Below are 15,126 nucleotides of genomic sequence, written 5' to 3'. Positions count from 1 at the left end.
TTGGGACGGAGCCAGGGCATCATCGACGACGAGTTAAATCGGTTTCCCCACGTTTGAACGCTAAAGAGGCTAAGGAGTAGTTCATGGCAACCCCAGCAGACATCCTGAAATGGATTGAGGATGACGGCATTGAGTTAATCGATCTGAAATTTATTGACATGCCGGGTATCTGGCAGCACCTCACTCTACACAAGAGCCAGATTGACGCCAGCAGCTTTACCGATGGGGTAGCTTTCGACGGCTCCAGCATCCGTGGCTGGAAGGCTATCAACGAGTCAGACATGATGATGGTGCCCGATCCTGACACCGCCTGGATCGACCCCTTCATGGCGGAGCCGACCCTGAGCATGATCTGCACGATCAAGGAGCCCCGCACCGGCGAGCTTTACTCTCGCTGCCCTCGGGCGATCGCAACCAAGGCGATCGAGTACCTGAAGACTACTGGTCTGGGCGACACCGCCTTCTTTGGCCCCGAAGCTGAATTCTTCATTTTTGATGACGTGCGCTTCGACCAAAATGAGCACTCGGCTTACTACTACGTCGATAGCGTCGAGGGCCGCTGGAATACTGGCCGCGAAGAAGCGGGCGGCAACCTCGGCTACAAACCCCGCTACAAAGAGGGCTACTTCCCCGTCGCCCCCACCGACACCTCCCAGGACATGCGCAGCGAAATGCTGCTGACCATGGCCAAGCTGGGCGTACCGATCGAGAAGCACCACCACGAAGTAGCCACGGGTGGTCAGTGCGAGCTGGGCATTCGTTTTGGCCGGCTGATCGAGGCCGCCGACTGGCTGATGATCTACAAGTACTGCATTAAGAACGTTGCCAAGAAGTGGGGCAAGACCGTCACCTTCATGCCCAAGCCTTTGTTTAACGACAACGGCTCTGGTATGCACACTCACCAGTCAATCTGGAACAATGGCGAGCCTCTGTTTGCGGGCGATCGCTACGCCGGGTTGAGCCAAATGGCCCTGTGGTACATCGGCGGCATTCTCAAGCACGCCCCCGCCCTGCTGGCGCTGACCAACCCCACCACCAACTCCTACAAGCGTCTGGTGCCGGGCTTTGAAGCGCCGGTAAACCTGGCCTACTCCCAGGGCAACCGCTCCGCTTCGGTGCGCATTCCCCTCTCCGGCGACAACCCCAAGGCCAAGCGTCTGGAGTTCCGCTGCCCCGACGCCACCTCGAACCCCTACCTGGCCTTTGCCGCCATGCTCTGCGCTGGTATCGACGGCATCAAAAACCAGATCGACCCCGGTGACCCGCTGGATGTCGACATCTACGACCTCAGCCCCGAAGAGCTGGCCAAGATTCCTTCGACCCCCGGCTCGCTGCTCGATGCCCTCAAGGCTCTCGAAGCCGACCACGGCTTCTTGACCAGCACTGGCGTCTTTACCGAAGACTTCATCAGCAACTGGATCGAGTACAAGCTCGACAATGAAGTCAACCCCATGCGTCTGCGGCCCCACCCCTACGAGCTGGCTCTCTACTACGATTGCTAAGCCAAGGGGGCTAGTCCCTGATTAGAAGACGTGCAACTTAAGAGGTCGGGGCTCAGGCTCGGGCCTCTTTTCTTTAGGGGTTTAACTGCTGGCGTGCCATACAAGTCTAGGCCTTTTGTTATACCTGTTTTACCGGCGATCTCCCTCGCCTGCTTAAATTTGATTCTCTAGTTGAATCCTATGAAGACTCGGCGGGTTCATGTTAAGGAAGGTGTAGCTTGGTCAAAGCGTTAAAAGATGATGAAACGATGGTCTCATCTTGCATCGAAGCTGAGGGCCACTATGACTGTATTATCAACGCGTCACTGGTTAATTGCACCGCTAGTATTTGGGTTAATATGCAGCGTTTGGATGGGAAAAGGTGCGATCGCAAGCGACCCGTCTGAACTAGTCAGTCTGTCTCAACCTATTCAAGTCAGTGTCAATGAGAGTTTCATTAGCCCCCTGGTGGAGCTATTTGGGAATGTGTCGATTGGGCGGCAGGCTTTTGTGGCGGGTAACACGATCGTCAGGGCTGACCCTGAGACCCAGATCTGCATTGGTAATGAAACCAATCTTCAAGACAACATTTTATTTTTAGCTCTCCACGACTCCCCAGCACCTACCGCGCCCTGCGGCAAAATTTCTAGCAGCACGGGAGAGCGTACCAGCATTGCCCACCAGGCGATCGTCAAAAATTCGCAGATAGGGAATTTTACGTTTGTGGGATTCCATGCCCAATTAAACAATGTAGTGCTAGAAGATGGCGCTTTTGTTTTGCACGGCGCGAGGCTAGAAAATGTCCGCATTAAGCGCGATCGCATCGTTCCGGTTGGAGCAGTGATTACAACTCAAGCTGAGGCCGATGCACTACCGCTAAAAACAGAAGCCAATGCTGAGTTTCAAAATGAAGTTTTAGACGTCAATGAAGAGTTTGCCGAGCACTATCCTGAACTGTTTGAATCTGAGGGATTTGCCGCCGTCAGTGGAGTGAGTGTTGCGCCCACCACCAGCTGGAATCAAAATCCCGTCTCCCCTACCTTGGGCGACGGGGTTCAGCTAGCCGAATTTGTTCGCATTATTGGAGATGTTCAACTTGGCAGTAATAGTACCGTGGGTGAACGGACATCCATTCGAGCTGATGAAGGTACACCGATTGTGATTGGTGACAATGCTGCGATCGAAGATCGAGTTACTTTTCATGCCCTCAAAGGAACCAGCATCACCATTGGCTCTAACTTAAAAACAAGCGACAATATTGTCTTTCATGGGCCATTAGAAGTGGGCAATGGTCTAACTATTGAGGACGATGCTATTCTCTTTCGCTCTACGGTCGGCGACAATGTCACGATTGGCGACAGGGCGATCGTAGTCGGGGTCACCTTGGCCGATGGAGCGATCGTTCCTGCCGACAGCATGATTACCACCCAAGAGCAAGCCGATGCCCTTGGCAATAGCTAGTGCTGCATGGCGGACTGGCTACTAATGTTCGCGCCACAAGGTAATCTTCTCAGCTAAAAATAGTCGGTGACCGGACGAAGTCGTTTGTCCTATTTAGACTGGCGTTGCCAACGCAAAGCGTCCTCAGGGGAGAAGCCGCTGGCTATTTTCAGAGTTAGAACTAGGTGAGCAGATCGCTAGAGCGATCTGCTCATTGCCTCAAACGGTGCTAATTATGCTCCTGCTTGACCAGCATCGCTACTGCCTTTTCTACGGCTATGAGCGCCTGCTGCACCTCGTCAGCACTGACATTGAGTGGTGGCACAAAGCGCAATACCTGCGGCCCAGCGGGCACCAGCAGCAAGCCCTCATCCATGGCGGCTTTGACAATATCTACTGACTTAATCGTTGAGTCGGGCTGAAGCACCAGACCGTTAATCAGACCCCAGCCGCGCACCTGCTCTAACAACGCTGGGTACTGCTGCACCAAGCGTTGTAGGCCAAAGCGCATCTGCTCACCGCGCAGCTTCACGTTGTTCAGCAGGTTCTCAGATTCCAACGTTTCGCACACTGTGAGGCCGACTTTGCAGGCAAAGGGATTGCCGCCAAAGGTGCTGGCATGGTCGCCCGGCTCAAACACCGCGCAGGATGCCTTACACAGCAGCGCCCCAATGGGGATGCCGCCGCCCAGTCCTTTGGCGGAGGTGAAGATATCGGGTTCAATACCCAGATTCTCGAACCCCCAAAGGGTGCCGGTGCGACCGACGCCCACCTGTACTTCGTCGAGAATCAGCAAAATACCTTTTTCATCGCAGAGCTGGCGGATGCGCTGGAAGTAGGCGGCATCGCCGGGGCACACGCCCCCTTCGCCTTGCAGAGCCTCCAGCATGATGGCGGCCACTTGGGGAGTTTCGGCATCCAACTCTGCCACGAGTGCTTCTAGGGCGGCGATGTCGTTGTAGGGGACGTAGGCAAATCCCGGCATTAGCGGGTCAAAGTTCTTTTGGTACTTGGGCTGGCCGGTGGCGGTGACCGTGGCCAGGGTGCGCCCGTGGAAGCTGGCCTGGGCGGTGATAATCAGCGGATTGTTGATGCCCCGCTGGGTGTGGGCGTACTTGCGGGCTAGCTTGATCGCCCCTTCGTTGGCCTCGGCCCCGGAGTTACAGAAAAAGACGCGATCGCAGCAAGAGTGCTCCACCAGCCAGTGGGCCAGCGCTCCCTGCTCAGGAATGTAGTAGAGGTTCGACACGTGGTGCAGGGTTTGAATCTGCTGGGTCACGGCCTCGACCATCGCCGGGTGAGCATGACCCAGGGTGCAGGTGGCAATGCCCGCCACAAAGTCTAGGTAGCGACGGCCCTGATCATCCCAAACAACGCTGCCTCGGCCCTTGGTCAGCGCGATGGGGAAGCGCCCGTAGGTGGTCATCACGTCGGCATCGAACTGGGCCGGCGAGAAGGCGACGCTGCCGTTGGTCGCCATGTTGAGCGACTTGAGGGAATTTTTGACGAGGGTTTTTAGGCTCACGGTGGGGATAGGGGGAGTGGGGGTGGGGGGTGGGCGAGTTAGGGGGTGGGACAGTCAGAGCGATATAGCGATTGATTGCGCTAGCCGCCGACTTACCAATAACCCTGATTCACCGGCTCAATCCACTGGATCGAGCATAGCGGAAACCTCAAGAAAATCAATGATTATCCTGAACTAATCGGTGCCAGGTTAGCGACGAATAAGCCGCTGGTGGGGACGGTCTTTTTTGCGGATAGTCTGCAATTTTTCGCTCAGGTAGGCGAGGTTTTGGGGTTCGCCGCCGTAGCGCCAGCGGACATAGGCGTGGGTGATTTCGTTGGCAGCTTGGGCGGGCTGAGGTCGGGTCTGCTGGTAGAGGCGCTGGCCATACTCGATGGGGGTTTCGGTAGGGGTTTTGCCGAGGCCTTGGCGGTCAAACCAGGTCAGCATTTGTTGATATAACCGCTCGGTGGGGGCGAGCTGGCGTAGTTGTCGGTAGCGCCAGCCCCGGCGCAGGCCCAAGCAGGCTAGCCAGACGATAAATCCGAAGCCGGTGGCGATCGCAATGCCCAGCATGATGCCCACCCAGCCCAGGTTCAGCAACCCATTGAAGGTGCGTAATAGATACGCGATCCCATCGCCAAGCAGGCTGATCAAGCCATCCACGAAGCCGACTAGAGGAGAGGGCAGCCAGCCAGCCAGCCAGGCCCAAACCCGCCGCACCGTGCTGAAGGTTTCGTACTCCCTCAGGCTGGGCGGAATCAGCTCATGGCCGGGGATGGGGTCGAAGCCAAACCAGCCGTACTGGGGAAAGTAAACCTCGGTGAGGGCATAGGCATCGGTGTTGCGCACCACGTAGAACCCGGTGAAGGGGTTGAACTCGCCCTCTCCAAACCCGGCCACCAACCGCGCTGGAATGTCGATGGAGCGCAGCATGATGGTCAGCACGGTGGAGAAATGGTCGGGATAGCCACCCTGCGTCCGAAACAAGAAACTTTCAACGAGGTCTTGCTCGGCACCGAAGAAGGGCAGCTCGGGCTGAATCGTGTAGCGCTGCTTGAGGGCTTGGGCCAGGTAGAGAGACTTTTCGTAGGCATTGGTCAGGGGCACCGGGGAGGTGGCGAGCAGCTCCTCAGTTTTGGCCCGCACGGGCTCTAAAATCTCCTCGGGCACCTGGAGGTAGTGGGAGCGAATGCCGGGGGGATAGCGGGTGCCCGCCTGACCCAGCCGGGTGCGATCGCGAAAGGGCACCCGTGACACCACTGTATAGGTCATGCCCTCTTGCAAAATCACGGGTGACCGGAGACTACCCTCGGCGTCAATGGCCACCTCGCGGGTGGGGAAATAGAGCTGCTTAGGCTGATACATCGCTGGAATCAGGTTGGGTAGCTCGCTGACCACCGTATAGGTCTGCACCACCTCCCGATCGCGGGCCAGGGTCGGATCCATGGGCAAAAAGGTCTGGGCCGAAAACCGCGATCGCTTCAGGGTCTGGGCATCGTCGTTGCGAGAGATATCCCAGCCTTGGCCGGTGTAGGTGTCAAAGGCCAGCACCCGCCAAAAGCCGGGTGCCTGCGACCTGACCCGCATCACTACCTGGGGGGTCATCGTGCCCCGCAGATTCTGATTCATCCGCTGGTTAAAGCCGTAGTAGGAGACGGTATCCACCACCCCAGGGCCAGTAGATTTGCCCTGGCCTTGAATGGTGCCAGCGCCGTTGCCAAAGCCATCGCCGTCTTCGCCGCCGTTGTCGCGGTAGGCCGAGTTGAGAATATCCTCACCCGAAAAATCTCCTGGTGTGTCAATCACCGAACTCACCGGAAAATTCTGAATTTGATAGCCCGGCAGCCGGGGCAAAAAGACAAAAATCAGCAGCCCCAGGCCCACAATCAGCCCCATCAAGCTCAAGAATCGCCCTAGGGTAGGCCGCAGCTTGATCTCACCCCAGGCGATCGGCCCTAGCCCCAGCCGCGACTGGTAGTCGAGCCGCAGCACTGGCACCGCCAGCGCCAAAAACAGCAGCAGCAGCGGCGCAAAGGCCAAGGTCTGGCTGATGGTGGCGGCTACCCCCAGCAAGATCAGGCCAATCATCATCGAGTAGCCTAAGTCTTTGCGGCGAGGTAGATCAAAGCTGTGCAGCACTTGCAGCTGCACCAAGAGTTCTGCTAGCACAATGCGGGTGTCGCCGGGCGCTTCGAGCAGCCGAGAAAAAAACGCCGCTAGGGCCACCAGCATGCCGATAGCAATCACAAATTTCACCGCGATGTTGCGATCGCGCCGCCGCTGCCAGCTAAAAGTTGCCCCCACCGCGCTCAGGGGAATCGCTAGCAGGTTCCACCAGGAAGCCGCAGTTACCCCAGCGGCGGCTACCACCACTGAGCTAATGCCTACGGTCACTAGCCCCTGCACCAGCACCCGCAGCAGCCGCGAGTCTTCGATTTCATCGAGGGGGATGGGCCGGGTTAGGGGAGAAGAGGCTAGCCAGCGAGACGCGACCATAAATCAACCGAAGGAGGGTCGCCTCCATGCTAACCGCTGGGCTAACCCCTGCCCAGGGCCGTTCTAGCGCTCAGCAATCATCACCTGAAAGCTCAGGGGAGCTACCTGGGCTTCCCCTAAGCTGACATCTAGACGATGTACAGCACCGGGTTGGGTGGTCAACCGCAGCACTAACTCGCCGGGGGTAGAGCGTTCGGAGCCGACGGTTTCACCTAGACTGGTTAGCACCAGGCTACCGTCCGTCGGTAGGATCGCCTTGACCTCTAGCTGCTCGGCAGCATCGTAGGTCGCCTGTACCGTCAACAGCCCAGAAGCCGTGAGCCAAGCCTGGGTCTGGGTGGGGTTGGCCTCCCCTACTGTCAGTGATAGGGCTTCAAAAATGCCCTGGGCGGCCAGCATGGCTAGCGCCACCTGCTGCTGCGTCGAGGCCGTAGCGTAGTCTACCTGGGTCAAAGCCTCGGTTTGAGCTGACCGGTAGGCCGGTCTGGCCACCAGCCCAGCAATGTATTCCAGGGTTTGGGGTTGATCGGGAAACAGTCCCTCAACTGCCGCGACCAGTCGTCGACCGGTTTGGCGAATGTCTTGGGCCACCTGCTGGCACTGGTTGAGCAAGTTGGCTAGCACATCTTCAGGTACGTCGCCGGGAACCGAAAGATTTCTAAGGTGGTCTAACCAGACAGAGGCGGCGCTAGGGCGCAGGGCATCGGGATAGTCTTGCAGACCTTTCTCCCAGGGAAACAGGGGCGGGCGATGGGCAATTTCTTGCCGCAGGCGGCGCTTCAAAAGGGCTTCAAAATGGGGTTGCACAGTGGATAGGTCTCCAGAGTCAAAGACAGGGGTGTAGTTGGGGTCGAGCACGTCATCCTCTGAAGCCGCTGGCGCTGGGGTAGATGTCTCAGGAGCAGGGTAGGCCGGAGGGGTAGGCAATCCTGCCCTCTCTGGCTCCGCCATGTCAGCGTCAGCAGCCGGGAAAAAGCGCGTTCCTGATGGTGAGTCATCCGCCGAAAGTGGCTCTAGCAGGAGCTTTAGCAAGAGGTCTTCGGGGATATCTGAGTCTCTATTCATGGCCTGCTCTGGTCTGTCCGGATGGATGTTTGACGGATATTAAACGTTACGAATTTCCCACGCGTGCTCTAGGAGCTTAGTCCACTGTTTTTGAAATTGGGTAGCGGTTATGCCCATGATTTTAGCGGCTTCGCCATCGGGCGTGCCCTGCTGTTTAAGAGAGAGTAGTTTGGATTGCTTGGGGTTGAGGCTGTCTTGTAGCTGTTGCCACTGCTGGGCGGTCAGGCCCAGGTTGGTTTCTAGACCGGCCTCTAGCCAGTCATGCACCAGTTCCCAGTGATGGGACAGGGCAAAGCGCAGCAGGTGGTACTTAAACCGCTGCTGGAGATAGTCCCGCTGGCGAGGCGTCAGCCCTAGGAGAGCCTCAATTTCGTGGGTGGGCAGGTCGAGCAGTCGCAGGGTAAAGTAGTCGGCACACTCATCCTGGTTGCGCTCTTTGAGGTAGGCCAGCAGCTCTTCGACCACCCGCCCCCGCAGGGAATTTTCGGGCAGATCGTCAGCCTGGGCGATCATTTCTTCGCGCACCCGCTGGTGGGAGGCGGCGGGGCGAACGTCGTCGCCATCGCCGCCGTAGTCGGTGGCCTGCTCAATGTCGATGGCGACTTCGGGGGGCTGCTGTTTAGAGAAGGTCTGGGCTCGCAGGATGATGAGCTGCTGGCTGCGCCGACCGGGCAGCGGAATGCGCCGTTTACCGTAGCGCTCGGAAAAAGCCATGAACTCAGCCAGTTCTAGCAGAGTGCGGGGTTGGTAGCGATCGCCCAGCTGATTTTCCCGCCGAAAGGCGTTGAGCGCTTCGACGTAGAACCCCTGCAAAAAATCTTCGATCAGCGCCAGTCGGGCTGGGTAGCTGGTCTGCACCTGGGGCGGCGTAATGTAGCGGTACACGATAGCGCTGAGCGTGCTGTGCAGCTCAACGCGGCCCTGGCGCGATCCCAGGTTGTAGTATTTGAAACACTGATCCAGGCGGTGTTTGCCCAGCGATTTGGCCCAGGCCTCGACATCGCCTGACGACTGGATGCGATCGCTCTCGGTGCAAATGCGCTGCACCTCGCTGGCCAACCGCTGGGCGATTGCCTGGCATCCCGCCTCTGGGGCACCAGTACCATTCTTTAGATCTTGGTAGAAAAGCTGGCTAAGCGAATCCACACTCAACGCACAGATACCCTGACTCAATCTGGCTGTCCTCAAAAAGCTACACAGACCCGTGGAGCGATATTCAGGTATTTTAGGAACTTGGTGGATGCGCCCGCTGCAACTTGGGGTAAAGCTAGGGCTATTAATCAACAAGACTGTTTAAAGCTCAGAAGGTAGAAAGACCTGAGCCTAGTTAGATTAAGTACCCAAGAGTTGCAAGCTACTTAATACTTTAACATCTGTCCGTAATTTTATGGATGCGGGGCGGGGCACCTCGCCGGTAGCCCCCTGCGGTAAAGTGATGCTAGACCGGGCTCGATGGTTCCATGGAACGGTCTTCGACCATCGCCGTCTCCAAATTTCCTGGCCCAAGCCGTCATCCCCAACGCTAGCCCTCAACTATCCCTCGGAACCCGTTATGGATCTTGATGCCCAAGTTGCCTCCCTCCAGCACAGTGCCCCCAACGATGGCGTCACCAGTAACGCCATTACCACCATTGCCCCTACACTCAAGGCGATCGCCGGGCAGCTCAAGCATGAGCAATATTACGTGCTGCAAACCCTAGAGCAGGGTTGGATGATGACCACCCTCAGCAACCGCACCCAGCCCAACAGCCAAAAGAATATTGTCTACGCCTACCCTACCCTGCAAGACGCTGCTACCAGCCAAGCTACCGTCAAAGATCCTCAGGTCATGGCCCTGCCGGTTCCCGTGGTGCACATTCTGTTCCAGCTGCTAGCCATGCAGCCCATCGACAGCCTGATCTTTTTTGAAACGCCGGGACAGGTAAGCCAAGGCGTCGAGATTCGCCGTCAAGACATGCAGGCCCTGATTCAAGCCCAGCTTCAGCAAGCCCAACAGGGCAGCCCTATCCCTCCCGATATGGCTTGACCTAAAATTTTTTGCTAAACCACCCCAGAAGATGTGCTATCTTAAGTAACCCAAGGGCGATTAGCACAGTGGTAGCGCGCTTCCTTCACACGGAAGAGGTCACTGGTTCGAAACCAGTATCGCCCATACAAGATAAAACCCATGAAACGTAAGCCCTGAGAGCGCTCAAAGCCCCTCAGGGCTTACGTTTTTAATGCCGTAAAACACATCAGGCCCACTAGTACATTCGTAAAGATTGGGTCACTTCGGGCAACTTCAGTGAGATTTTGACTATCATTTGACTATCAGGGTCAGTACACCAGTTCGCTTCGCTCGCTGCACACCCTTTCCCCGTTACTCGTCATGTACACCACTACTAGTTCTGGTAGAGCCCCCAAAGGCTCGGTAGGGATCGAATCTTTTCGTGGCAGGTTACGACTCCGCATACCCCGCCATCTTTTTGGAGGGAAACAGAAATACATCACAACCGAACTTGCCGATACGCCGGTAAACCGCCGCGCAGCGGAGGCTAAAGCCAAACTCATCGAGTCTGATATAGCGCTTGAGCGTTTCGATTACACCTTGGCTAAATACGGACGGCCTCAGGCCCCTACCCTGACCGTGATAGAGGCAATCAAAGACCAAAGTATGCCGGTGCTTGAGCTTTGGAATCGCTTTGCTGCACACAAAGCACCAGGTCTAAAACCCAAGACACTTGATAAGTACCATCACCTCACCCGCTTGTATGAAAAGCTTGGGCCTTTGACTATCAATGAGCCGCTGATAGTCAAAGAGGCACTGGAGAAGGTCACTACAATCTACCGCACCAAAGATGGGCTCATGTACCTCTCTGCTGCTTGTAACTGGGGAATAAAGCATAAGCTCATCAGCTCCAACCCTTTCGACGGTATGGCCCAGGAACTACCGAAGTATCGGTACCAGGTGGATCCAAAGCCCAATGCCTTTTTTGAAGACGAGCGTGATCAGGTTATTGAGGCTTTTAAGAACGACGCTCGCAAAGGGATGAACTACCGTCGGTATGCTCCCTTCGTTGAGTTTCTCTTCTGCGTGGGGTGTAGGCCAAGTGAGGCGATAGGGCTCAGGTGGAAACATGTTTCCGAAGACTTTGGCGCGATTCACTTTGAGGAATCTCTCGTCCAGATTGGCAACCGCCGCGTTCGCTCAGAAGGGAGTAAAAACAACACCACCCGAACCATTGCGGTATCCCACCGCGTTCAGGAGTTGCTAAAGAGTATCGCCCCCGAAGTTTTGGATCCTGGCGCGTTGGTCTTCACTGGAAAAGACGGTGATTCGATCAGCTACCGCAATTTCTCCAGACGGGCCTGGACTCGGATTACTACCCCGATTAAGCCGGATACTACCCCCTACTCCTGCCGCGACACCTTCATCACTACCCAGCTCATCAAGGGCGTCCCCAGTAGTGTAATTGCCAAGTGGTGTGACACCTCGACCCAGATGATTGATAAGAACTATGCCGACAAGCTTAAGCTGTCGCAGCTTAGGCCGATGGACTAGAGCGCGAGCAATCCGGGGAGCTATACAGCTCCCCTTCGTAGCTATGTCGCTCCGGCTTCCTCAAGCAATACCTCTATCTCTCCCAAAAGCCGTTCCAACTGCTTTCTTTTCTGAGATTTTTCCGGCAGATTAAGCCCAGATCTCAGACGCTTAGCCATCCCTGTCAGTCTTTTTGCCAGGAGGGAAGCTTCCCCTACCCTGGCGATCGTGCTTACTTCATCCGAATCCCCCGTCACCACTTTTACCCGGTCACGGATTTCCCTAAATGACAGCTTTCCTTTGATCGTCTTTTCAAGGAGTGTTTTTCGCTTGGAGGCGTCTTTTATCTTGAGGAGCTCCAGGGCTACGGAGTATGAGAGCCCTCGCTCCAGATGCGCCTTTTTGAGATCATCGGGCAGGGTGAGCGTCCGCAAATTCTTAGTTCGGAACGTCTGAAGCTCTACCCCGAACGACGAAAGCACCGCCTCTATTTTTCCTAATTCCGCGCTCGGAGCGACGTCGCTCCGGCCATGCTTGTCAGAGTGGCCCTCTGTCCGGATAATGGCAAGCGCCCTCTCCTTTGGGATTCCCAACTTCACTTCAATCAGCTTTAGGATCCCTTCGGTCTCTTCGAGCTTACTTAAGTCTTCTCTCTGGAGGTTTTCGATGAGAGCAAACTCAAGGGCCTCTTCGTCCGTATACTCATCGACGATACAGCGAACTTCTGTGAGTCCAGCGAGCTTCGCTGCTCGCCATCGCCGTTCTCCGGCGATGAGTTCCCAGGATCCGTTTTTCAGAGGGCGAACGTTAACTGCGCCGCGAAATCCTTGCTCCCTAAAAGAGGTTGCGAGGTTATTGATGCCTTCTTCGGAGAAGAACTGGCGGGGCTGAAAAGCGCCAGGCTGGATCGTGTTCACAGGAAGCCACCGAGTATCTCCATCAGTGGTGGTGGTGTTAGGAGTAGCAGCTTTGGCTTGCAGCGGCTGGGCTTCATCATCGTCCTGCTCTACTCCAGACGGCGCAACGTGGTGGGCCAGTGCACCAGAAACAAACGTGGAGAGAATCCCTCTACCAGCCAGACTAAAAGAACTGGTATCTGCCTTCTTCTTCATAAGCTTTTCACCAAGGCTTGAGCGATCACTTCCAACGATTCAAGAGCAGGATGCCGAGGAGCATACTGAGCAAGGGGTAGGTGTTCGGCAGTTGCATTAGCGAAGTCAGTGCGCCGTGGGATAGGGGGGAACACCACCGCCCCCTTAAAACTTGGGTTGTCTTGAAGGGAAGAAAACACCTCTTCAATAGTTTGGAGTGCTCGTCTCGACTGAGAAGTCCTTTCGTCATACATGGTTGGGATGGCACCAGTCACCTGGAGGCTGGGATTAACCTGCTGGGCTATCTCGTGGGTGGTCTGGAGCAAGTTGATGGTTGCCTCAACCGACTTGTATTCAGTCTGAATCGGGATCAAAAGATAGTCTGCCGCGACAAGACAATTGACCGAAAGGAGCCCAAGGGAAGGGGGGCAGTCAATAAGAACAAAATCGTAGCGAGATGCTTTCTTGGTAAGCAGATCGGATAGCTTGTATTCACGTCGAAGTTCTGAGGCAAGCTGCAATTCAGCTTGTGCAAGAAAGATGTTTGCAGGGACAAGATCGCATCCGCATATATCCTTTTGTATCGGCAACGCCTCACGCTTAAGCAGGCTGTGATAGATCGTCTTTTCGAGGCTAAATGGAGCGAGGCCTAGAAACGTTGTAAGCGAGGCCTGAGGATCCATATCAACAAGGAGCACTCGCTTCTTGTGTTCAACTGCGAGGTGGTAGCCAAGGTTCATGGTCAGAGTCGATTTTCCGACCCCGCCAGACATATTGAAGAGTGCAATTATATGCGGCATTGAAGCCCTATTTCTTGGCACATATGCTCGTAGAGTGGGCCAACTAAAAACACCATTGGGGTGAAGAGATGAATGCTCATGACGTTCTCTTTTTCGTTCGGAGCGACGTCGCTCCGACGATTGTATTGATGGCAAACTATAGTGAGTCTTTAATAGATCACCAATAGGAATACCGTTGCTTTACAAAGAAATTGTCATCTCGTCCAGAGCGATAAAATAGCTTGAGGAATCAGGGAAAGTAAGCTACAGGACGGGGTCTATGGCACTACGCAAACCCCCTCCGCAAGACTCTCAGTTAGAGCTTTTCTCAGCGGTTTTTACCGACATTGTCACCCGAGACATTCAGGACGCAATGGAAGTGCCATTCCTTAGTCTCTCTAAAAAACCTCGGGTTGCTCCCATTCTCTATAGTGGAAAAGGCATCGAGATTACCGTTACTGGTGGAGCACCTTATGGCATCGCAAACATTTGGGATTGGGATCTCATTATGTGGCTTTTGTCCCAAGTAAGAGAGGCGATTGATAAAGGACAGGCGGTATCACGGCAAGTGAGATTTCATCGCCACGCTTTCCTAAAAAGTGCTAGGCGAGACGCCGGAGGAATACAATATAAGCGGTTAGAGGATACGATTGCTCGCCTTAAGAATACTAACGTCGTTACGACTATTCGTGCAGCTGAAAGGCAAACTGTCATGTTTAGTTGGCTTGAGTATGTACATATCGATCGAGACGATTATGGCCGTCTTCGTGACGTCACGGTTGTGCTTCCTGAGTGGCTCTTTGAAGCAGTCAGGGACCGCTCGCTTATTCTTTCACTCCATCCTGATTACTTCCTCCTCACCGGAGGTATTGAGCGGTGGCTGTACCGGTTTATCCGCAAGCAAGCTGGCAACAGTGATCAAGGGTGGAAGTGGCGGCTTGAAACTCTTTATCAACGCTCGGGGAGCTCTCAGCGCCCTTCTGATTTTGCAACAGCAATTCGAGATATTGCCAAGCAGGGAAGGCTCCTTGATTACGAACTACAAATTCAAAAAACAAACTCCCAAGAGCTTCTCTTTGCTCGTAGAGAAGGAACTCCTTCAAAAGCAATTCCTGAAACTATGCCTCTCCCTCAAGCGCAGTTTCTGAGCTTGAAAACGACGACCTATGAAAAGGCAAAAAAGATTGCGCCAGGCTACGACATTTATTCTCTTGAGGATGACTGGCGACAAATGACCAAGAGAAACGAAATTACGCTTAAAGACCCCGATGCTGCATTCCTCGCATGGTGTAGGAAGGTAGCTCAGCGACCCGCTCAGGTAGCCAGATAAAGGTCTCGGGGCGACGTCGCCCCGAGATTCTCTTTTGCAAGCACTCTCTATCCGAAAAGCTCTGGATATTCACGAGACTGGTACATGAAATGTCTCACGATCTATTACCCGTACCATAGGCCAATAGCTTGAACGCCAAATACTTAGCTGCTCGGTTGTTGCCTCTTACCTAAGAGAAATTTTCGGAGCGACGTCGCTCCGAAAGATATCTTGTTGCTTCCAACACGGTCTATTACCCGCATACGAAGATACTTTGGAGAATCACCAATGCGGTGGCGACTAACTGCCACAAGATACAACCCAAACGGTGTTTAATTTTTATAGATTAAGGCATATTACCTGTGGATAACCTCAGAACACGATACGGTCTATTACCCGCATAGGATACGGTCTATTACCCGCACAAACACGGTCTAT

General features: G+C 54.9%; 11 protein-coding genes and 1 tRNA gene. 6 read left to right on the top strand and 6 right to left on the bottom strand.

Annotated features, from left to right (window positions below):
* The first annotated feature begins 83 nt into the window (after nucleotides 1–83).
* Together glnA and H6G07_RS07975 are read left to right on the top strand one after the other, a co-directional pair.
* Nucleotides 84–1,502, top strand: coding sequence for a type I glutamate--ammonia ligase (gene glnA / locus H6G07_RS07980; protein WP_073607883.1), 1,419 nt, complete (start codon nucleotides 84–86; stop codon nucleotides 1,500–1,502).
* A 282-nt stretch (nucleotides 1,503–1,784) separates the two neighbouring features.
* Nucleotides 1,785–2,942 (top strand): LbetaH domain-containing protein, encoded by a 1,158-nt coding sequence (locus H6G07_RS07975; RefSeq protein WP_073607884.1) that lies wholly within the window; start codon nucleotides 1,785–1,787, stop codon nucleotides 2,940–2,942.
* 208 nt (nucleotides 2,943–3,150) lie between these two features.
* Here H6G07_RS07975 and H6G07_RS07970 read toward each other — a convergent pair whose 3' ends face one another.
* From H6G07_RS07970 to hetZ, 4 genes are all read right to left on the bottom strand, one after another.
* Nucleotides 3,151–4,446 carry an aspartate aminotransferase family protein gene (locus tag H6G07_RS07970; RefSeq protein WP_073607885.1) on the bottom strand — a complete coding sequence of 432 codons (1,296 nt, stop codon included), beginning with the start codon at nucleotides 4,444–4,446 and terminating at the stop codon, nucleotides 3,151–3,153.
* 189 nt (nucleotides 4,447–4,635) lie between these two features.
* The gene (locus tag H6G07_RS07965; RefSeq protein WP_084173013.1) at nucleotides 4,636–6,924 is read right to left on the bottom strand and encodes a transglutaminase TgpA family protein; all 2,289 of its coding nucleotides are present in this window, start codon (nucleotides 6,922–6,924) and stop codon (nucleotides 4,636–4,638) included.
* Nucleotides 6,925–6,987: 63 nt separating this feature from the next.
* The gene (locus H6G07_RS07960; protein WP_139296976.1) at nucleotides 6,988–7,989 is read right to left on the bottom strand and encodes a hypothetical protein; all 1,002 of its coding nucleotides are present in this window, start codon (nucleotides 7,987–7,989) and stop codon (nucleotides 6,988–6,990) included.
* A 39-nt stretch (nucleotides 7,990–8,028) separates the two neighbouring features.
* Nucleotides 8,029–9,135 (bottom strand): heterocyst differentiation protein HetZ, encoded by a 1,107-nt coding sequence (hetZ, locus tag H6G07_RS07955; RefSeq protein WP_171972985.1) that lies wholly within the window; start codon nucleotides 9,133–9,135, stop codon nucleotides 8,029–8,031.
* A 241-nt stretch (nucleotides 9,136–9,376) separates the two neighbouring features.
* On the opposite strand from hetZ, the gene H6G07_RS07950 reads away from it, so the two are divergent.
* From H6G07_RS07950 to H6G07_RS07940, 3 genes are all read left to right on the top strand, one after another.
* Nucleotides 9,377–10,015, top strand: coding sequence for a hypothetical protein (locus H6G07_RS07950; RefSeq protein WP_338420685.1), 639 nt, complete (start codon nucleotides 9,377–9,379; stop codon nucleotides 10,013–10,015).
* A gap of 54 nt (nucleotides 10,016–10,069) precedes the next feature.
* Nucleotides 10,070–10,141: transfer RNA gene (locus H6G07_RS07945), tRNA-Val, on the top strand.
* Nucleotides 10,142–10,357: 216 nt separating this feature from the next.
* A complete protein-coding gene (locus tag H6G07_RS07940; RefSeq protein WP_073607889.1) occupies nucleotides 10,358–11,530 on the top strand; it encodes a tyrosine-type recombinase/integrase in 1,173 nt (390 codons plus the stop codon).
* Between the two features lie 41 nt (nucleotides 11,531–11,571).
* On the opposite strand, the gene H6G07_RS07935 is transcribed toward H6G07_RS07940, so the two are convergent.
* Together H6G07_RS07935 and H6G07_RS07930 are read right to left on the bottom strand one after the other, a co-directional pair.
* Nucleotides 11,572–12,621, bottom strand: a complete 1,050-nt coding sequence (locus H6G07_RS07935; protein ID WP_073607890.1) for a ParB/RepB/Spo0J family partition protein — start codon at nucleotides 12,619–12,621, stop codon at nucleotides 11,572–11,574.
* A complete protein-coding gene (locus H6G07_RS07930; protein WP_073607891.1) occupies nucleotides 12,618–13,400 on the bottom strand; it encodes a ParA family protein in 783 nt (260 codons plus the stop codon). Before H6G07_RS07930 ends, H6G07_RS07935 begins: the two co-directional genes overlap by 4 nt.
* A 259-nt stretch (nucleotides 13,401–13,659) precedes the next feature.
* Here H6G07_RS07930 and H6G07_RS07925 point away from each other — a divergent pair, with 259 nt between their 5' ends.
* Complete coding sequence (locus H6G07_RS07925; protein ID WP_073607892.1) at nucleotides 13,660–14,709, top strand: replication initiator protein A; 1,050 nt, start codon at nucleotides 13,660–13,662, stop codon at nucleotides 14,707–14,709.
* Nucleotides 14,710–15,126 lie beyond the last annotated feature (417 nt).

Source organism: Phormidium tenue FACHB-1052, from assembly GCF_014696675.1.
In the GTDB taxonomy this organism is placed as follows: domain Bacteria; phylum Cyanobacteriota; class Cyanobacteriia; order Phormidesmidales; family Phormidesmidaceae; genus Nodosilinea; species Nodosilinea tenuis_A.
This window is presented reverse-complemented; position numbering and strand designations above follow the sequence as displayed.